The organism is Flagellimonas sp. ABD4_174, from assembly GCF_056160185.1.
The window spans coordinates 2482164-2501873 of the sequence record NZ_JBSWWP010000001.1; the positions used below are offsets into that span (position 1 = coordinate 2482164).

Annotated in this window: 20 protein-coding genes; 11 read left to right on the forward strand and 9 right to left on the reverse strand. The window is 40.4% G+C overall.

The annotated features are described in order from the left end of the window. Positions 1–281 precede the first annotated feature (281 nt). Positions 282–2819 (reverse strand): ABC transporter permease, encoded by a 2538-nt coding sequence (locus ACXAFK_RS10970; RefSeq protein WP_474957783.1) that lies wholly within the window; start codon positions 2817–2819, stop codon positions 282–284. Next, entirely contained in the window at positions 2819–3499 is a 681-nt protein-coding gene (locus ACXAFK_RS10975) for an ABC transporter ATP-binding protein (RefSeq protein WP_474957784.1), read from the reverse strand. The genes ACXAFK_RS10970 and ACXAFK_RS10975 overlap by 1 nt, the downstream gene beginning before the upstream one ends. Before the next feature lie 35 nt (positions 3500–3534). Between ACXAFK_RS10975 and ACXAFK_RS10980 the strand changes: the two genes are divergently transcribed. The 6 genes from ACXAFK_RS10980 to ACXAFK_RS11005 all read left to right on the forward strand — a co-directional run bounded on the left by ACXAFK_RS10980 (position 3535) and on the right by ACXAFK_RS11005 (position 10367). Continuing rightward, on the forward strand, positions 3535–4242 hold the full coding sequence (locus ACXAFK_RS10980) for an arylesterase (RefSeq protein WP_224834911.1): 708 nt from the start codon (positions 3535–3537) through the stop codon (positions 4240–4242). A gap of 226 nt (positions 4243–4468) precedes the next feature. Beyond that, positions 4469–5374, forward strand: coding sequence for a DUF6607 family protein (locus tag ACXAFK_RS10985; protein ID WP_474957785.1), 906 nt, complete (start codon positions 4469–4471; stop codon positions 5372–5374). A 7-nt stretch (positions 5375–5381) separates the two neighbouring features. Beyond that, the gene (locus tag ACXAFK_RS10990; protein WP_474957786.1) at positions 5382–6881 is read left to right on the forward strand and encodes an ankyrin repeat domain-containing protein; all 1500 of its coding nucleotides are present in this window, start codon (positions 5382–5384) and stop codon (positions 6879–6881) included. Position 6882: 1 nt separating this feature from the next. Continuing rightward, positions 6883–7368, forward strand: coding sequence for a DUF2271 domain-containing protein (locus ACXAFK_RS10995; RefSeq protein ID WP_224834914.1), 486 nt, complete (start codon positions 6883–6885; stop codon positions 7366–7368). Between the two features lie 9 nt (positions 7369–7377). Beyond that, entirely contained in the window at positions 7378–9582 is a 2205-nt protein-coding gene (locus ACXAFK_RS11000; protein WP_474957787.1) for a PepSY domain-containing protein, read from the forward strand. Positions 9583–9731: 149 nt separating this feature from the next. Next, a complete protein-coding gene (locus tag ACXAFK_RS11005; RefSeq protein ID WP_474957788.1) occupies positions 9732–10367 on the forward strand; it encodes a transglutaminase-like domain-containing protein in 636 nt (211 codons plus the stop codon). Positions 10368–10506: 139 nt separating this feature from the next. Here ACXAFK_RS11005 and ACXAFK_RS11010 read toward each other — a convergent pair whose 3' ends face one another. From ACXAFK_RS11010 to ACXAFK_RS11035, 6 genes are all read right to left on the reverse strand, one after another. Beyond that, positions 10507–10902 carry a hypothetical protein gene (locus ACXAFK_RS11010; protein WP_224834926.1) on the reverse strand — a complete coding sequence of 132 codons (396 nt, stop codon included), beginning with the start codon at positions 10900–10902 and terminating at the stop codon, positions 10507–10509. Next, positions 10899–11318, reverse strand: a complete 420-nt coding sequence (locus ACXAFK_RS11015) for a GreA/GreB family elongation factor (RefSeq protein WP_224834927.1) — start codon at positions 11316–11318, stop codon at positions 10899–10901. The genes ACXAFK_RS11010 and ACXAFK_RS11015 overlap by 4 nt, the downstream gene beginning before the upstream one ends. A 62-nt stretch (positions 11319–11380) precedes the next feature. Further along, positions 11381–12673, reverse strand: coding sequence for a Glu/Leu/Phe/Val family dehydrogenase (locus tag ACXAFK_RS11020; protein ID WP_224834928.1), 1293 nt, complete (start codon positions 12671–12673; stop codon positions 11381–11383). Positions 12674–12712: 39 nt separating this feature from the next. Continuing rightward, positions 12713–12958: a hypothetical protein gene (locus tag ACXAFK_RS11025; protein ID WP_252079300.1), complete on the reverse strand. Its 246-nt coding sequence runs from the start codon at positions 12956–12958 to the stop codon at positions 12713–12715. A 258-nt stretch (positions 12959–13216) separates the two neighbouring features. Continuing rightward, positions 13217–14545, reverse strand: a complete 1329-nt coding sequence (locus tag ACXAFK_RS11030) for a sigma-54-dependent transcriptional regulator (RefSeq protein WP_474957789.1) — start codon at positions 14543–14545, stop codon at positions 13217–13219. A gap of 8 nt (positions 14546–14553) precedes the next feature. Next, positions 14554–15639: a sensor histidine kinase gene (locus ACXAFK_RS11035; RefSeq protein WP_474957790.1), complete on the reverse strand. Its 1086-nt coding sequence runs from the start codon at positions 15637–15639 to the stop codon at positions 14554–14556. Between the two features lie 269 nt (positions 15640–15908). On the opposite strand from ACXAFK_RS11035, the gene ACXAFK_RS11040 reads away from it, so the two are divergent. The 4 genes from ACXAFK_RS11040 (at position 15909) to ACXAFK_RS11055 (ending at position 18213) form a co-directional block, all read left to right on the forward strand. Next, positions 15909–16250, forward strand: coding sequence for a pyruvate kinase (locus ACXAFK_RS11040; RefSeq protein ID WP_474957791.1), 342 nt, complete (start codon positions 15909–15911; stop codon positions 16248–16250). A 19-nt stretch (positions 16251–16269) separates the two neighbouring features. Continuing rightward, positions 16270–16845, forward strand: a complete 576-nt coding sequence (locus tag ACXAFK_RS11045) for a uracil-DNA glycosylase family protein (RefSeq protein ID WP_474957792.1) — start codon at positions 16270–16272, stop codon at positions 16843–16845. Positions 16846–17069: 224 nt separating this feature from the next. Further along, positions 17070–17540 carry a VOC family protein gene (locus ACXAFK_RS11050; protein WP_474957793.1) on the forward strand — a complete coding sequence of 157 codons (471 nt, stop codon included), beginning with the start codon at positions 17070–17072 and terminating at the stop codon, positions 17538–17540. Positions 17541–17637: 97 nt separating this feature from the next. After that, positions 17638–18213, forward strand: coding sequence for a Crp/Fnr family transcriptional regulator (locus ACXAFK_RS11055; protein WP_252079496.1), 576 nt, complete (start codon positions 17638–17640; stop codon positions 18211–18213). Here the strand turns inward: ACXAFK_RS11055 and ACXAFK_RS11060 are convergent. After that, positions 18200–18922, reverse strand: coding sequence for a DUF4386 domain-containing protein (locus ACXAFK_RS11060; protein ID WP_474957794.1), 723 nt, complete (start codon positions 18920–18922; stop codon positions 18200–18202). The genes ACXAFK_RS11055 and ACXAFK_RS11060 overlap by 14 nt on opposite strands. A 173-nt stretch (positions 18923–19095) precedes the next feature. On the opposite strand from ACXAFK_RS11060, the gene ACXAFK_RS11065 reads away from it, so the two are divergent. Beyond that, positions 19096–19671, forward strand: a complete 576-nt coding sequence (locus ACXAFK_RS11065) for a Crp/Fnr family transcriptional regulator (protein ID WP_224837106.1) — start codon at positions 19096–19098, stop codon at positions 19669–19671. Positions 19672–19710: the final 39 nt, after the last annotated feature.

Below are 19710 nucleotides of genomic sequence, written 5' to 3' on the forward strand. Positions count from 1 at the left end.
AAGTTTTCAACAAAAAAAGTACCGACGCTTATTATTCTCTTTTAAAGAGAGAATCTTTAATAAAGGAAAGTTGCTGTTATTTCCTAGATTCGATTAAAAACCAATTGAAATACTACCAAAAAACGTTAACAAATTATAAAAAAAACTTTAATAAAAATATTTTGAACAATTTTTTTTATGATTTCCTGAAAACCCCCTGAGTTTTTAATCACCTAGATAATGGGGTAAAGTCGAGTCCCTACACAGTATAAAGGAAATACAACTAAGTTTTTAAACTATGATCAACTCTTTTCCTTCTTTAAAACCGAAAGTGGGGAGTTTCTCACAATACCTAAACTATTGGCCACTCCTAATACAAATACCAACAATGTAATGGCCGGAAGAATTATTGCAAATGGAACCCAGGATGGTGCAAATGCCATATCAAATAAGACCCATGCCAAAAGTGAGCTTCCGAAAACAGCCAGCACAACGCCCACAAACGCACCTAAAAAGCCCAAAATAGCATACTCGATGGCAATCAATTTTAAAATTTGGTGACCTTTGGCACCCAAAGTCCTGAGCAAGGCCCCCTGTTTTACCCGTTGGTGCTTACTACTATATATGGCTCCCATAAGAACAGCAATACCAACAAATATGCTGAAAAAGGCCATAAAATTGATGACCCAGCTTATTTTACCCAATATTTCTTCCAACAAACTTAAGATGCGTTTTAAATCCAAGATTGAAACATTAGGAAATTGTTTGACCAATTGCTGCTGTAGCTTTGCCGAACCCACATCGGTCTTTGTTCTTGTGGTGATTACGCCAAATTGTGGTGCATTTTCCAATACTCCTTTTGGAAATACCACAGAAAAATTAGGTTGTAGCCTGCTCCAATCCACTTCGCGTATACTTTGCACCCGGGTATCCATAATTCTTCCTTGCACATTAAAGGCCACCGGATCTCCGACGCTTACCCGTGCCATTCGTGCAAAGTCACTACTTACTGAAATGGGAATATCGGAATTTGAACTGGCCGTACCCCTCCAACTGCCCTCGATTATTTTTTCCGAGCCGATAAGGGTATCTCTGTAGGTAACCCTAAATTCGTGGTTCAGAATCCACCGACCGACTTGGGACGTGGTGTCCTTGCGAATTTCTTCCACGTGTTTTCCGTTGAGTTTTTCCACTCGCATGGTAACAATCGGAATTTGATCAATGACGGGCAAACCTGAACCCGTAATGGTTTTGGAAATAGCGCTGACCTGATTGCTCTGTACATCCATAAGAATCATATTTGCGCTGTTTGCACTATCTTCTATGGAGGCTTTTTCCAAAAGCAAATCCTTGGTAAAATATAAGGTGCTGATCAAAAATGTTCCTATACCTATGGACAGTACCAAAACCAAAGTCTGATTTTGCGGTCGGAACAGATTCTTTAAACTTTGGCGGGGAATAAAACCCCACGAATCTGGAAAAAACTTCTTCAACAGGGCCATAAAAGCACGGGCAACCGCAGTTAGGACCAAAAACACGGCCAATAAACCTCCAACAAAAGCCAGAGAGCGTTCAAAATTGCCCAACAGCCAATAGGAAAAACACAGTACAAAAAGAACAATGCCCAATCCCGCTGCCATTGTAGCCCTTTTTGGACGCGACCTTGTATCCCCCACCACACGCAATGCCTGCAATGGTGAGACATATAAAGTTTTCATCAACGGATATAATGCAAACAAAATGGACATCACCAAGCCTAAGGCGACACCTAGAACCATACTTTGATATGACATGCTAATGTCGACATCCACAGGCAGTAAATCGCCCAAAAGTACCGGGAACAATTGTTGAAGAAGATAACCGACCGTTGTACCCAACAACCCTCCTACAATACCCATGGCTGCAATTTGTATAAAGAAAATCAAGTAACTCTGCCTTTTTGATGCTCCCAAACATTTTAGTACGGCTATGCTCCTTAATTTCATTTGAACATAAATGCCCATGCCACTTGCTATGCCCACACAACCCAAAAGCAAAGCAATAAACCCGACCAGGTTCAGAAACTTGCCAAAGTTTTCGTAGCGTCTGCCCAAACGTCGTGCTTCCGAAATATGGGTATCCAAGTCTGCTTCTTCGGCATCCAGCACCGGGGCTAGTTGGTCATTTAACAATACCAAGTCTTCATTCTCATCGGCCTTAAAGTAATATTTGTATTCAATTCTACTTCCTGTCTGTACCAGTCCTGTTGCATCTATATATATATAAGGTATAAGAACCGGCGGTGCAATTGTACCAAAAACCGATGTGCTTCCTGGAACATTTTCCAGCGATCCGGCAATAGGGAGTGTAATCGCGCCCAATTTAATGCTGTCCCCTACTTGTAGATCGAGTTGCAGCATTGTGGTTGCATCTACCAATGCTCCACTCTGCACAAAATCTTTGGCTGCTGATTTTGGGATTGTTTCCAATTCACCATAAAATGGAAAACCACCTTCCACTCCCCTAACCTCCAAGAGCTTTGTGCCATTGGAACCGGGGAAAGCTGCCATGGACAAAAAATTGATTTCCTTGGCGTCGGCTCCGCCCAATGAGTCTATAATAGCCCGTACCTTATCGTTGACGGGTTTATCACTTTCGATTAAATAGTCTGCACCCAAAAGTGATTTGGATTGCGAAGCAATGTTCTTTTTTAAAATCCCACTGAACGAGTATACACTGACCACAGCTGCCACTCCCAATGTAATGGAAAAAACAAACAGTAATAGCTTGCCAAAACTTGCTTTACCATCTCGCCATGCCATTTTTACCAACCAAGAAATTCCAGTATTGTTGTTTCTCATTACCCAACTACAGTTTGCTCTATTTTGCCAGACCTTAGCCTTATGCTCTTATCTGTTTTTTTGGCGAGTTCCAGATCATGGGTCACTATCACCAAAGCAGTGCCCTGTTCTTTGTTTAGATCAAAAAGTAATTGCTCTATTTTTGTCCCAGTCTCATCATCCAAATTTCCTGTTGGTTCGTCCGCAAAAAGAATGGATGGTTTGTTGGCGAAAGCCCTGGCCAGGGCAACCCGCTGTTGTTCCCCTCCGGACAATTGTGAAGGATAATGTCCGGCCCTATCGCCAAGACCGACTTTAACCAAAAGCTCCTTTCCTTGCTGAGCGGCTTTTTTAACCCCTCTTAACTCCAAGGGAACAATAACATTTTCCAAAGCCGTTAAAGTGGGCAATAATTGAAAGTCCTGAAAAACAAAACCTACATTCTGATTTCTTAACCGTGCCCTTCCGTCCTCATCCAACTTCAACAAATTTTGGCCACAAAGCCAAATCTCCCCCTCATCAGTAGTATCAAGTCCTGCACAAAGTCCCAACAATGTGGTTTTTCCACTTCCGGATGGCCCAACAATCGCAAAACTTTCTCCGGCATCCACTTCAAAAGACACATTATTCAGAACAGTAAGATCGTGCTCACCACTCCGGTAGGTTTTAGAGAGGTGTTGAACTTTTAATATCTTTGACATAACTCGTTTTTGGTTAAAACTCTCAAAATACTAAAATGGACAAGTCCAAGAAAATACCAAGCTCCCCTAGGCCGTTAATGTTTTGTTATTTTTTGATCCTACTCTTAATTGGCTGTGGTGACAAATCCGTTAAGAAAGACGCTATCAAGGACAATCCAGCTGAAAAAACCGAAACGATTACGACCGAAGGTTCCGATAAAAAAATTTTATTTTTTGGAGATAGCCTAACCGCAGGTTATGGACTTGAAATGGGTCAGGCCTTTCCAACTTTAATTCAACAAAAAATAGATTCCCTTGATTTGGATTATGCCGTGATCAATGCCGGATTAAGCGGAGAGACCACGGCCAGTGGAAAAAACAGATTGGAATGGGTTCTCGAAGAAAATATTGATATTGTAATTATAGAATTGGGTGCCAACGATGGTCTAAGGGGCATTCCCTTGTCGGAAACAGAGTCCAACCTAAAAAGCATGGTGGATACCGTCCGGGAAACCTTGCCAAACGCAAGGATTATTTTGGCCGGAATGAAAATCCCACCAAACATGGGACCCGAATATACCAAAGAATTTGAAGAGATCTTTCCAAAACTGGCCTCATCCGAAGAGATATATTTAATCCCTTTCCTATTGGAAAATGTGGCAGGCATCCCCCATCTTAACCAAAGTGACGGCATTCACCCAACCATAAAAGGACAAAAATTGGTTGCCGAAAATGTATGGAAAGTACTGCAACCGATTCTATGAAACCTTCGTTGTTTTTAAAGATAAAATCTTAAAAATCGAAAGGCAAACACATTTCAGCCCAAATAAAAACTGTAGTAAACAATTTATTTTCAATTCAATAGCAAGAGTTGGAATTCTAATTTTTGGGCATAAAACACTTCAATAAAATAAAGCTTCACTATTCTTATTTAGATTAATTATATTTAATTATTTTTGTCAGCGTAACTAAATAATGTAAACTTTCCTGATGAAAAATATCATGCTCTCTGCATTGGTTGTTTTGATTTTCGCCAATGCTTTTTCTCAAACCGAAAAAAAAGATAAAGATCGCGAAGCCATTAAGAATATGTGTGGTTGCTACGAGGTTACTTTTAACTTTGCCGAAACCTTTAATTATGCCAACGATTCCCTATACAAACCCTCTAAAACAAAAGTGGACAAGGGATTGGAGTGGGCACAATTGGTTACTGATGAGGACAACAAGATTTCCATACAACACCTATTACAGGTAGGCAACCCAAATGAGCCCTACATTGTAAAACACTGGAGACAGGATTGGTTGTTCGAGAATACCGACCTATATAAGTTCAACGCCAATAATGAGTGGACCTACCAACAATTGGACCCGGCAGAAGTTAAAGGTCAGTGGACCCAAAAGGTATATCAAGTGGATGATAGTCCCCGCTACGAAGGTTCCGCCACCTGGGTACACGTAGATGGAAAAAGCTATTGGGAAAATACAACTCCTGCTCCCCTCCCCCGTCGAGAATATACCACCCGAAGCGACTACAATCTGACCATGAGGGGAAACCGCCAGGAAATAACAGATTATGGATGGTTGCACGAACAAGACAACGCAAAGATCATACGTGAAAAGGGGAAAGAAGACTTTGTTTTGGCCAAAGAAAAAGGGTACAATACCTATGTAAAAGTAGATGATAGCCGATGTGCCGGAGCTGCAAAATGGTGGAAGGAAAACCAAGAAAAGTGGGCCATGGTTCGCGCCAAATGGGACGAGGTCTACGGCAGAAACACTGATCTGCAACTAGAGAACAAAGTGGACAACAAAGTTCTTTTTAAATATTTGTTGGATGAAGAGGCCTACAACGAAAAAGGCAAAATTGATGAGATCATCGAAGCTTTTGTAAAATAACCAATACATGAAATCACTAAAGAAAATACTTTTATTGGGTCTGTTCTTGCCTACCTTTTCCTTGATCGCGCAAAACAGCAATGTTTTACTTGATAGAGCTTTCTGGAAAAGCAACCCAGATGTTGAAACCGTAAAAAACAAAATCAAAGAAGGCAACGACCCTGTGGCGCTCAATGCCAATGCTTTTGATGCAGTGGTGTACGCCCTTTTGGAAAAAGCGGACGACCGGGTTATTACCTATTTATTATCCTTAGAAAGAAATTCCGTGGACAAGAATACCCACGATAGCCGTATTTATCTCCATTGGGCTGCATACGCAGGAAAAATTGAGATGGTAGATTATTTACTGGAAAAAGGTTCTTCGGTGACCGATTTGGACAGTCATGGATACACTCCCTTGGCTTTTGCCGCCAATTCTGGTCAAAAAAATCCAGAACTGTACAATACGTTCGAAAAGCATGGAGTAGTTCTTACCGAAGAAAAAAGCGACAACGGTGCCAACCTTCTTTTATTGGTAGCGGCAGCTCTTAACAATGAAAAAGAGCTCAACTTTTTCCTAAATAAAGGATTCCAGTTGGACAGTAAAGACCAATCAGGCAACGGTATTTTTAATTACGCTGCAAAAAAAGGAAATACTCAATTCCTTGATTTGCTCATATCAAAAGGGGTCGATTATAAAACACCAAACAAGGAAGGTGCCAATGCTTTTCTATTTGCAGCACAAGGAAGGCGTGGATTTAGCAACCCAATATCTGTCTATGAGTATTTAAAAAACCTAGGGTTAAATCCCAATATGGTAACCAAAGATGGTTATACGCCTCTTCACCGTTTGGCCTACAACAATAAGGACAAAGCTATTTTTAATTTGTTCCTTGCGGCCGGAGCAGATGTAAATCAGAAAGATATCAATGGTAATACTCCGTTTATCAATGCTGCTGCCCGAAACAATATGGAGATGGTCAAACTACTGTCAACAGATGTTTCAAACTTCAATGCAAAAAACAACGAAGGGCAGACACCTTTAATGCTCGCCTTGGAAAACAACACTCCCGAAGTGGTGGAATATTTGCTTTCCAAAGGCGCCGATGCCACTTTGAGCGACAACTCTGGAAATTCAATGGCCTACTATTGGGCAGCCTCTTATAACGCCAAAAATATAGCAGCCTTTGAAGAAAAAAGAAAGATGTTGGAGAATAAGGATGTGGTATTCGATACGGCACAGGCCGATGGCAATACCTTGTACCATTTGGCGGCCAAGAACAATAACGTATCCCTTGCCAAAAAACTGGATGGTCTTGGTATCAACGTGAATGCCAAAAACGCCGAGGGGCTCACGCCATTGCATTTAGCTGCCATGAAAGCCGAAGATGATAAATTAATGAAGTATTTGATATCAAAAGGTGCCGATATAGACATCAAGACCGACTTTGAGGAAACGGTTTATGATCTGGCCAGTGAAAATGAACTCTTACAACAACAAAACATCGTATTAACCTTTTTAAAGTAAGATGAAAAAATTGATTAAACTAGTTCCTGTACTTATGCTTGCAGGATTACTGTTCACCGCCTTTGCTCCTACCCAGACCAAAACGGTAAAGTGTCTAATCCAAATGACCAATTATACTGGTGAAGGTGCGTATTTGGTGGTATCTCTCCTTAAACCTGATGGTGAATATGAGCAAACCCTCTATGTCCAAGGTAAGGATAGTGAATGGTACAGTGAAATTCCCGAATGGTGGAAGTTCTATGGCAAATATCGTCCCAATATAGATGGTATTTCCGGTGAAACCATAAGTGGGGGCGAACGTACTGTTACCGTTTTGCAGATACCCGAGGATAAAATTGATAAAGGATATCGTATTCGCTTTGAGACTTCCGTTGAAGATCAGGAGTATTACATGGATGACATCCAATTTGAGCTGACTTCGGATAACCTGAAAAGCAAGAAAGAGGGCAAAGGATTTATTCGTTACGTGCGAATGCTCGCGCAGTAAAAAAGATCTATGACCATATCCATTTGGCGATACAGCCATTTTTTATTGGCTCTGGTTTCATCCATATTTCTTTTGATCGCTTCCGTTACCGGTGTAATATTAGCCGTGGAACCTATACAGCATCAAGCCAAAGGGTATGCAATCAAGGATTTGGACCAAATTTCGCTGGCAACCACGATCCATGCACTTGATCAAAATTATGAGGAGGTTTTCTCCTTTGAGGTAGAATCATCCGATTTTGTAAAAGCCTCGGTTCTGACCATGGATTTGGATACACACGATATTTATATCGATCCAAGAACGGGCGAACAACTGGGCATGGTTCAAGACCGACCTGGCATTTATAGTTTTGCCACCAATTTACACCGCTCACTGTTCTTAAAGGGCATTGGGCGGTTTTTTGTGGGGTCAATTTCGTTTTTATTGCTCTTGATCGCCCTAACCGGATTGGTGCTGTTGGCCAAGCGACAAGGAGGGATAAAAAAACTGTTCTCCAAGGTACAGCAAGATTATATGGAGCTTCGCTATCATGTAATTTTAAGTCGATGGTTTTTTATCCCGATAATCATCCTTTCCGTTACCGGCGTTTATCTTTCGTTGGAAAAATTCAATTTACTTCCGGACACCAGCACAAAACATTGGGTAGAACAGAAAATCCGGTCCCAGAACAAATACAATAGTGTTCTAAATATCCCTTTCTTCCAAAACACAACACTTCAGGATGTTAGAATGGTAGAGTTTCCTTTCTCCGAGGATCCGGAAGAGTTTTACCAAATCTCACTAAAGTACGAAGAAATCCAGGTAAACCAAGAAACTGGAGACATAGTCGCCAGTGCTTCCTATCCTTTTGTGACCTTAGCTTCCAGGGTGAGTTTTAACCTGCATACGGGAGAGGGCAGTGTTGTGTGGTCTTTGGTCCTACTTTTGGCAAGTGCTTCGATCTTGTTTTTTATCTATTCCGGGGCTGTGATGTCGGTAAAACGAATAAAACGTGGTAAAAAGCACATTACTTTAGATCAAATGCCGGATAAGGATGAGAGCGAGATTATAATTTTGGTGGGCTCGGAAACCGGAACCACCTACGATTTTGCACTGCAATTATACCGATCAATGAGTTCGACCAATAAAAAAGTCTACCTTACCGAGTTGAACCATTACACCACATTCCAAAACGCAGAGCACATTATTATTTTGACTTCTACCTATGGTGAGGGCGATTCCCCGACCAATGCCAGAAAATTTCTGGGTAGGGTAAAATCAGTGCATCAACCTAAAGACCTGAACTATTCGGTTGTTGGTTTTGGCTCTACCGAATATCCTGATTATTGCAAATATGCCATTGAAGTGGACAATGCCCTTAATCATCGGGAAAACTTTACACCTCTTTTGCCGCTTCAAAAAATAAATAATGCTGCGTTCTCTACGTTTAATGACTGGGCACAGGAGTGGAGCAAAGCCTCAAAAATTGAGTTTTCATTACGACCCGCTTCAAAAAAACAGAAAAAAATCAAACTTGTCCCTTTTGACGTAGTCCACCGCTCGGATTTAAACATTGATGATACCTTTTTACTCAGGCTGAGGCCCAAAAACAGTGTTGATTGTACTTCTGGCGATCTGTTGTCCATTTACCCCAAGGGTTCCGATATTGCCCGACAGTATTCGGTAGCCAAAATTGGAAAAGACATTGTTTTGAGTATTAAAAAGCATGATTTCGGCCTTTGTTCTACCTTTCTATCCGAATTGGAGCAAGGAAGCACCCTGATGGCAAGTATCGATAAAAATCCACACTTTCATTTTCCTAAAAAAACACCTTCCGCCATTCTCATTGCAAATGGAACGGGGATTGCACCATTTTTGGGAATGATCCACCAACACAATACTATTAAAATCAGCCTACTCTGGGGGGTGCGTTATACATCTTCCACAGATTTATACCGTGAGTATATAGAAAATAACATCGGGCACAATACCAATTTTGCTCAATATATCGCTTACTCGAGAGAGGAAAATAAGATGTACGTTCAGGACATGCTTTCCAGACAAGAAGACCATATCTTGAAAACTATAAAAGATGGCGGTTGTATTATGATCTGCGGTTCCTTGGCCATGCAAAGACAAGTGCTGGATGTTTTGGAATCCATACTTCTGGAACACACTGAGCTGGACCTTGATCTACTCCAAAGCAATGGACAATTAAGAATGGATTGTTATTGATTGGATCAAGTTTCTACTTGAAATAGTCTCATTATAAATAAATACAGCAGAACACTATTGATTACTTTAAGTATCTTTACGAGAAACATTTAAATCCAAAAATTTTATCATAAAGAAAACTTTTACCAAAAACCTTTCCTTTTAAAATTATGGTATACATCCAGGAGACTTCTTACTTTGATCATTCCAGTCCAGAAATTCAAAAAATGGTGGAGAGCATTAAAAATTTGGTTTCCGACCAGGAAAAAATCGAGCAATTGTATCTTAAAGTTAGAGACGGTTGGCGTTACAACCCATTCAATATTGGATTGACACCTGCGCATTATAAAGCCAGTGCCATTGCCCGAAAAACGGTAGGCCACTGTATCGATAAAGCTATTTTATATGTAGCAGGGCTCCGTGCACTGCACATACCTGCCAGATTACGTTTGGCCAAAGTGGCCAACCATATCGCGACGGAACACTTAGAAGAAACTTTAGGCTCGCACGAAATAGCCCCACATGGTTTGGTAGATGTATTCCTCAATGGCAATTGGTTCAAATGTTCGCCTGCTTTTAACAAAGAACTCTGTGATCGCTATAATGTTGCTCCCTTGGAGTTTGATGGCACCCAAGACTCCATTTTTCAGGAATATAACAGGGACAACAAACAATTTATGGAGTATTTGGAGGATTACGGTCACTTTGAAGATGTTCCTATTGATTTTATTTTCAAAACCTTTCAGGACACCTATCCTGAGGTAAGCAAAAAAATACAAGGTGCAAAAGAGATCAAAATCAAATAACTTTGATCAATTTAGACCTACAGCAAATCATTGTAGCCTAACCCCTTTTAGAACATTGCTAAAATCGTAAAATTATCATCAAAGTCGTCTGTTTCGGGGAAGGCTACAAACCAACCCACCGGTAATTTTCCCTCTTGAATCAATTATTCTTGTATCGGTCCAAAATTTTGGAAAACAACATCAATTTAAGTTGTGAATAGTTTTTTAAATGCTCCATGTAGCCATCCCTGTTTTTTTCATGTGTATTCAGGTAATAGGCATCACATTCCAAGGTATCGCATTCTATGGCATTTGCCATGTTCCGTTCGTACCGGTATAGGGTCCCCAATCGCAGTTGGTTTTCCCTTTGCAATGCCAATAATCTTTGTTGAAGGCTTGCATTGCCCAAAAGTCGCTTTTCCAATGGGATGAGGTATTGCAACTCTTCATTGATCAGTTCCATGTTATCCGTCCAATTACCTATTTCCAATTTATCCTTTTTACTAAGAATATTGTTTATGGATTCGTGATAATATGGTCTACCTACTTGTTTCATATTACCATGTTTATATCTATAGGTTCGTTTTCTTGCTCAATATGCTCAATGGTCAATTGCTGAACACCTGAAGGAAATTCCCATAAATAGGTATCTCCTTGTGCATAACCAATTACCGATGCCCCCATAGGGGTCAAAATGGAAATATGATTGTTCCTAACATCACTCTTGCTCGGCATTACCAATTTGAATTTCTTGTGCCATCCGTTTTCGGAAGTGATCGTGACCCATGAATTGAAGCGTATGACATCCTTGGGCATATCTTCCCCATCCAAAATCTGTGCTGATTCCATCTCTTCTCTAAGTTTTCCCACAGATCGTTTAAAGGTATCGTCTTTATGGTAACCTGTAAGGTTTATCAGCCGTTTAAGAAGAACATATTCCTTTTTTTCAATTATCAAACTCCCATATTTCATTGTGTCATTCTTATAAAATTATTGTTAACCTCATCATACTTCACTTGATAATTTTTCCTTGATCAAGGAAAAATACCTCTTTGTACATAGGCTTCTTCAAGTCGCTCAATAGCAATTACAAATGCAGCGGTCCGTGCATCGATTTTCTCGGTTTTTGTTTTTTGCATTACCTTACTAAAGGATTCCCTCATCTTTTTCTCCAGCTTTTCCAACACCTCATCCAGTTGCCAAATCTCTCCGTTACGGTTTTGCAGCCATTCAAAATAACTACCGATGACACCTCCTGAATTACATAAAATGTCCGGGATAATGTCCACCCCATTTTTTAACAGTATTTCTTCGGCCTTTACATCTGTAGGCCCGTTTGCGCCTTCCGCGATAAGGCTTGCCTTTATTTGTGGTGCATTTTTTACCGTAATCTGATTGCCAAGAGCTGCTGGAATACAAATATCACAGTCCAACCCAAAAAAATCAGCGTTATCCACAGGATTGCCACCACTAAAACCTAGTATACTCCCTTTATTGGCCTTGGCATAGTCCAAAAGTTGCTCAGGATGAATACCGGACTCATTGTAAATACTTCCATAGGCGTCTTGTACCGCAGTAAGTAAGGCCCCCTCTTCATGTAGAAAATGGGATGCCCAATATCCAACATTGCCAAAACCTTGCACTATGAATTTTTTACCTTTTAGTGAAATGTTCTTGTGTTCCGCCCAAAACTTAATGGTCAAGAAAACACCATACCCTGTAGCTCTATCCCTACCTTCGGAACCACCCGCTCCAATGGGCTTACCGGTTACTACGTGTAAATTCTTGGACCGCTCGTTCGGAGATTTTGTGGACATATAAGTATCCAAGATCCAGGCCATGGTCTGTGGATTGGTGTTTACATCCGGAGCGGGTATGTCTAACTCAGGTCCTATATTGTCACCCAGTGCATAGGTAAACCTTCTGGTAATCCGTTGTAACTCGTCCTGGGAATATTTGGTCGGATCTAGCTGGATTCCTCCTTTGGCTCCACCATAGGGCAATCCTGCCAAAGAAGTTTTCCATGTCATCCACATGGCCAAGGCCCGTGCGGCATCGATATCCACAGTTGGGTGATATCGCAGACCTCCTTTATATGGCCCAAGGGCATTATTATGCTGAACACGGTAGCCTGTAAAAATTTCTACCTCGCCATTATCCATACGGACCGGAAAGTGGACCACAAATTCATTGTTGGTCACTTCAAGGATTTTTCTGATATTCTTGTTTAAATCTATAATGTCAGCGGCATTGTTGAATTGACGCATAACATTATCCAGCATCCCTTGCTTTTTTTGCTTCTTCTCTGATGTTATCGTTGTTGTCATATGTAATTTTAAGATACTTCTACCTTCTTTTTTTGATTATTAATACATTTCATCCGACATCATTATGGTAGGCTCTTGGTTATCTTCCATAAAATGATGGTATTCGTTGCACAGACTTATTTGGGTCCTTTTTTTGCTCAACGAGCAATACGATCTATGAATACAGGTCGAGCAAAGGCTCCGAACAAATTCGTTCATTGGATTATTGATTTTTAGTTGTATTTGTTTTTTAATGAAGGAAATAACTTGAGATGGACCTATGGTTTCCAGGTCTGTAGATTCCACAATTGTTTTTGACCATCAGGAATTATTCATCTTCAGTCCTTTTGATCGTGCTTTACGGTGATCCTATCATTGTTACCACATTTAGTTCGTTGTTACCAACTTATTTGGCAACAGTATAACAAATGGCATACCCTTTAAGACACAAAAAAGCTGATTCCATTCAAGTGCTTAATAATCAGATTATTAAACTTTATGTGTGCATTGAAAGTTATATGGGAAGTGGTCACTTTTGAACCAATTGGTCAAAAGCTATCCAAATTAATCCAGTTTGTCCCGGAGGGTTTTACGGGTTATCTGTAAAATTTCGGCTGCTTTGGTCTTGTTGCCTTCGGTATGAGCCAGTACTTTTTGGATGTACCTTTTTTCCATTTCCTTTAAAGGTATCAATTCGTCTTCCGGAAATTGAATTTCGTATTTTAAATAATCTGGCAAATCTTTTATGGAAATATGGCCATCTGCCATGATCACGGCCCGTTGGATCACATTTTCCAGTTCTCTAATATTTCCTGGCCAATCATATCTTTCCAATAGATTAAGGGCATCCGGGTCTATGCGCACAAAGCGATCTCTATATTCGATTCCGTACTTTTGGAGAAACTTGTCCACCAATAAAGGAATATCTGACTTTCTATCACGCAATGGAGGCACATTGATCTCAACAACGGTCAATCTATAATATAGATCTTCCCTAAAATTCTTTTTTCTGATTTCCTCCACAAGATCAACATTGGTTGCGGCAACGATCCTTAGTTCTATTTTCTCCACGGCTCTGGAGCCCACTTTTGTAATCTCCTTTTCTTGAAGCGCCCTCAGCAGTTTGGCCTGTACATCCAAACTGGCCGTTCCTATCTCATCCAAAAAGAGTGTCCCCCCCGACGCTGCCTGAAAAAATCCATCACGATTTTGGTCGGCCCCAGTAAAAGCACCCTTGGTATATCCGAAGAGTTCAGCTTCTTGAAGATTCTCTGGAATGGCACCACAATTTACGGCCACAAATGGTTTTTTCGCATACTTGCCCGAATAATGAATTGCCCTGGCGACCAGTTCCTTCCCTGTACCGCTTTCCCCATTGATTAAAACAGTGGCCCTGTTGTTCTTAACCCGATCGACAATAGTTTTAACTTGATCAAAAGCCACGGATTCTCCCACCATTTCTTTAAAATGGGCATCTACCCTAATTTTAGTCGCAGAGGACGAAGGTTTGTCTGTTTTACGCCCTTGGGACAATGCTCTATCCACGGCAGTTTTGAGCTCTTCTTTGGTGAAAGGCTTGGTCAAATAATCCATCGCACCCGATTTAACCACTTCCAACGCGCCATCCACAGAGGGGTATCCGGTAACTACCAACTTGGGCATATTTGGATAGTGTTCGTTGGCAAATTTTAATAATTGAACCCCGTCCACTTCGGGCATTTGTATATCCGTTATTAAAAGATCTATAGGTGTATCTTTTAGAATAAATACAGCTTCTTTAACTGAAATTGCTTTAAAAACATGAAAATTCAGGTCCTTTAATCTTCTCGTTAAAAGTTCCAATATCCCAATATCGTCGTCAACGATCAAAATGTTTTCTTTGTGCAGTGCCATATATACCCTTAATTAGGAAACTCAATGGTAAAAATAGTGCCTTTTGGCGTATTGGGCTTGTGGGCAATGGTGCCCTTGTAACTTTTAATTATGCCGTGGACCACGCTCAACCCCAAACCTGTCCCCTCTCCCACCGGTTTGGTGGTATAAAAAGGTTCAAATATTTTATTTTCGATATCCGGAGAAATTCCCTCTCCCTGATCCATAATACTTATGACAGTCGTATTGGTCTTTCCAATGAGTTCTATTTTTATTTCGCCCTGTACGGGTGAATAATAGGCCGCGTTCATTATTAAATTGAAGAACACTTGGGTAAGCTGAACAGTATTGGCACGTATATAAAGATGATCTTGCTTAAAAGCTGTGATGATTTTAAGTTCTTTTGCCCTGAGCGATGGTCCCATTAACCGAACCACATCTTCGATTACCTTGATCAGGTCAACGGGCTCCATTTGATCGGGCATTTCGCAGGTAAAGAACATTAATTTTTTAACGATCTCACGGCTAAAAATGGCATTGTCCATTATTTTTTGAAGGTCTCTTTTGGTCTGTGGATCGGTTGCCCCATCCATCAACAATTCGGCGAATCCCAAAATATTGGCCAACGGGGTATTTAGCTCATGGGCTATTCCGGCAGTAATCTCGCCTAAAATATGAAGTCGATCATTGCGCTCCAATTGTCTTTTGGTTTCCTGCTCCGTATCATGGATTTGCTTGCGCTCAATAAAATTACCTACAGCCAAAGACACATTTTTGAGCAGTGTTTGCTCTTCTTCCAGAAAATCTTCCATGGTGTATTTAGGTGAGGGATAACCTACGGAAATGGTCCCTTCGACCTTGTTGAAGACAATGACATTGCAAGTAAGGCAAACTCTATGTTCGTCGAACCCGCTTGTCTGTACTTGATAATCACCTATGGACAATTTGGTCTCTGCATCGTCCTTAAATTGCCATCCTCGTTTTAAACAATAGGCAATAGCTTCCAACGAAGTAGTGAGCTCATCGTATCCTGAATTTACAATAATGGAAGTTACCTCGTAAAGGCAGGTCAACTCCTTAACACGTTCTTTTAATTTCTGTTCGGTACTTGTCATGGACCACTGTTTATTACTGTAAAGTTACAGGGTTTGGAACGAGTTGTACAACGAATGCAAAAATATCTGTTAATAGAAGGTATTATAAATTCACATTTTTAATTATTCTGACAGATATACCTTTGTCTCTTACCATATGTTAGTTGCACGAAAAGGAAAATTCGATACTTGTTGACCATAATACTTCCCCACTCAGCGCTGTTAATAACAAATCAAACATTCCTTAGGTATACTATGAATAGGCTTTTATTTTTGGCTGCCAGTAGCCTATGAGACCACTAGAAATCGGAGATAAAGTATACAATGTGACCCAAGATGGGTTCGATGATTTTAAGCGCTATACCTTTTCTGTAGTTGTAGAACTTACCAAAACCTTGGCCATATTAAAAAACGGGACCCGCCTGGTAAACTACCCTAAACCCTCTTATATTATGGAGGATATCGGTTATTCCGTGTATCGTCAACGAGGAGTGCATTGGCATTTGGTATCCATAAATGCCATTAGGCAAGCACAAATAGAAAACAAAAAAATAGAAGTACACGACTGGTTCGAGGACAAAAAATTTACTTTAGAAGAAAAGCAGGCGATTTACGAGCTTTTTACTAAGTAAAAAGGTAAATTAAGCCCAAATGGATCAGCTCTTACATCAAATCCAAGGCTGTAACCTCTGCGAAAAACATTTGGCATTGGGACCAAGACCTATTGTTGCGGCCCATCCAAAATCCAAAATAGCTATTATTGGACAAGCCCCGGGAGCCAAAGTTCACCAAACAGGTGTACCTTGGGACGACCCAAGCGGAAAAAAACTGAGGGAGTGGCTCAATGTAACCGAACAACAATTTTACAACCAACAGTTATTTGCATTGATTCCCATGGGGTTTTGCTATCCAGGCAAGGGAAAATCCGGGGATCTGCCTCCTCGACCCGAATGCGCTCCAAAATGGCACAATCCATTAATGGACCAAATGCCCAACCTCGATCTCATTATTTTAATAGGCCAGTATGCCCAAAACCATTACTTGAGAGGTACTATGAAAAGAAATCTGACCGAGACCGTGAACAACTATAATATTTATTTGCCCAAATATTTTGTACTCCCCCACCCATCTCCACGAAATAGGTTTTGGTTGCAAAAAAACCCTTGGTTCGGTAAACAGGTACTACCGGAATTGCAGAAACGGGTAAATGCATTGATCGCACCCTAGGCTTCCAATTTTATAATCGACCAAAAGGATCAATGTACCCTACTTCCAATTGCAGCAACATCCTATCCAAAACAGGGTCGGGCAAACCTAGTAGACCAAAAATCATCCTTATTAATGTAGCTTAAGAAAATTAGGGCAATACTTGGTTTTCTTTGTAAAAGTATGCGACGATGAAGTCGCTTCGCTTTTATAAGATCTTTAAATCACATCCATAATTTTCCATCATGATAAATCGTATATCAACTTTAATCATAACACTTTTATTGACCATTGTTTCTTGTAAAAGGGAAAGCAATGGCCCCTCATCTCAAGAAACGACACTTCGATTGGAACTGTTTACATCCGATATGGAAGCATCCATTAACTTTTACACAGATGTTCTTGGCTTCACCATGGCAGGAGAAAAACCAGACCCATCGTATCAAGTCGTAACTAAAGATGGTGTAGTGTTGGGGATTGGTCCCATACAAAAACTTTCCCCGGACCATTATTTTGATCCCAAGCTAAAAAGCACCCAAAAAGGTTATGGAACGGAAATTGTTTTAGAGGTCGAAGACATTGGCGAGTTGTATCAGAAAGTGAAATCCAACGGATATCCGATACATTCCGACTTAAAAAAGCAAAATTGGGGGCTCACTGATTTCCGTTTGATAGACCCTGATGGTTATTACCTTCGTATTACTTCAAAAGATTAGTGCTTGGACCATTTTTAGTATAAAACCAAGGTTTAAATACGAACTTGTACATGGATTTGTTATCTTGAGGGCAGCGTCAAACATCTAAAAGATCGTATTGAAAAGTGAAATTGTCCAATTGTTGGAAAATGCTCTGACCCTGACCGATGAGGAAGCCTTGGTCGTGACCCAATGTATTCCTATCCATAAATTTTCGAAAGGACATATTTTATTGCGCGAAGGTCAGGTTTCCAACGAGTCCTATTTTAACATACAGGGGCTGGTACGGAAGTATTATATGGTAGATGGTGAAGAAAAAACCACGGAATTCTATGTTGAGCAAGATGCTATTTCTTCCTTGCAGAGCTATCATCTTAAAATTCCCTCCAACCATTATTTGGAATGCATTGAAGACTGTAGATTGGCTATCTTATCAAGAACAAGCGAGAAAAAACTATTCAAACATGTACCTGCCTTCGAATCCATTTGTAGGGTTTCTGTGGAGGAGGAACTTGGAACGTACCAGGATAAATTGGCCCAGTTCATGATTTCCAGTCCAGAAAAACGATACATAGACCTATTGGAAAATAGGCCTGACCTTTTACAGCGTATCCCACAGTACCATTTGGCAAGTTACCTGGGCATAAAACCTGAATCGTTGAGCAGGATACGAAAACGCATCAGTTCTCGGTAGTACCACCCGACCAGTTGTACTTTCTATTAAACCGGTCTCCCCAGAACCCTTGGAACAATAACCAAAACGTAAAAGTCAATTCACCCAGTACACCGCAGATAAGTACCATTATTTCAAAAGTTTCCTTGTAATTTTTGTAGCTGTCCAGAAAGAGTTTGGCCAAACCATCCAATAGGTATCCAGAAGCCGCTAAAAGCAGTATTCCTCCAATGCCGTTTGCAATCCTAGGGGATTTTAAACAGAGGTACCCCAAAACCAACAAGTGCATTCCAAAGAGCAACAATCCAATATTCCAAGTTGCATTAAAATTGGCCAGTGCCGTAATTACCAACTCCTGCAATTGCTTTTCATCCATTATTAAGGATGGGTGTGTATTTTGGTAAATACTGAACAAACCCATCAATGCGACAGTAAAAACCAATGCATGGGAGAGTCGCAACAGAGAAGCGAAAATGGTCACTTTTTTGTTGACGTGATGTGTTACAAAATACAACGAGCCTACCAAGGAGATATCAAAAAGCAGCATCACAACAAAACCTAATATCCCTTGACGGAACAATGAACGAAATTCAACAAAATTGCTGACGGTAATTTCTGGATCTGAGGGAACTACCAGTTTTTCCAAAACGAAAAAGTTAGCATAAAATCCAGCAACGAACAGCAGAATATAACTGATACCCGAAAATTTTATCGATGGTTTGTAGCACATTGTAAAACATGTTTAAAGCCAGGCAAAGCTAAATTTCGATGTAACAAAATTCATTGACTTTGGTTAAGAACTTTTTGTGCCAAAAAATTGGTTAGCATACATTTTTTGTCAATTTAAGGGATGTATCATCAGCCTTTGTTCAACTTTTAGTAATTTCAGGTTTAAATTGAATTTTGGATTCCAAGGCCCAACTAATATCGCATTTAAAGGAAAGTATCAGGCTTACGCCCGAGGAAGAATCCATCGTATGCGATAGCTATTCCGAAGTACAGCTAAAAAAGAAGGAGGTTTTGCTTTTTGCCGGGGAGATATCCTCGCATATGCGTTTTATAGCAAAGGGTTGCCTTAGGGCCTATCACATGGATGAAGAGGCTAAAGAACACATCGTGCAATTTGGCATAGAAGGTTGGTGGGTGAACGATCTCTATAGTTATCTGACCCGAACCCCTGCCAAACAATTTGTTCAGGCCCTAGAGCCTTCCGTGGTTCTACAAATTCATCGAGATACTTTAAACGATCTATATAACAAAGTTCCTGCCATTGAGCGATTTTATAGATTGAAGTTCGAAAATGCGTATGTGGCCCTACAAGATCGCACTATTAATTCCATGAGTAAAACAGCAGAAGAACGTTATTTGGAATTCCGCACGAAGTATAGAAGCATAGAGCAGCGCGTACCCCAATATATGGTTGCCTCGTATCTGGGAATTACCCCGGAATTTTTAAGTGCATTGCGAAAAAAACGGTAACAAAAGCATTTCTTAATCCACCTTAAGATTAAAAATTTC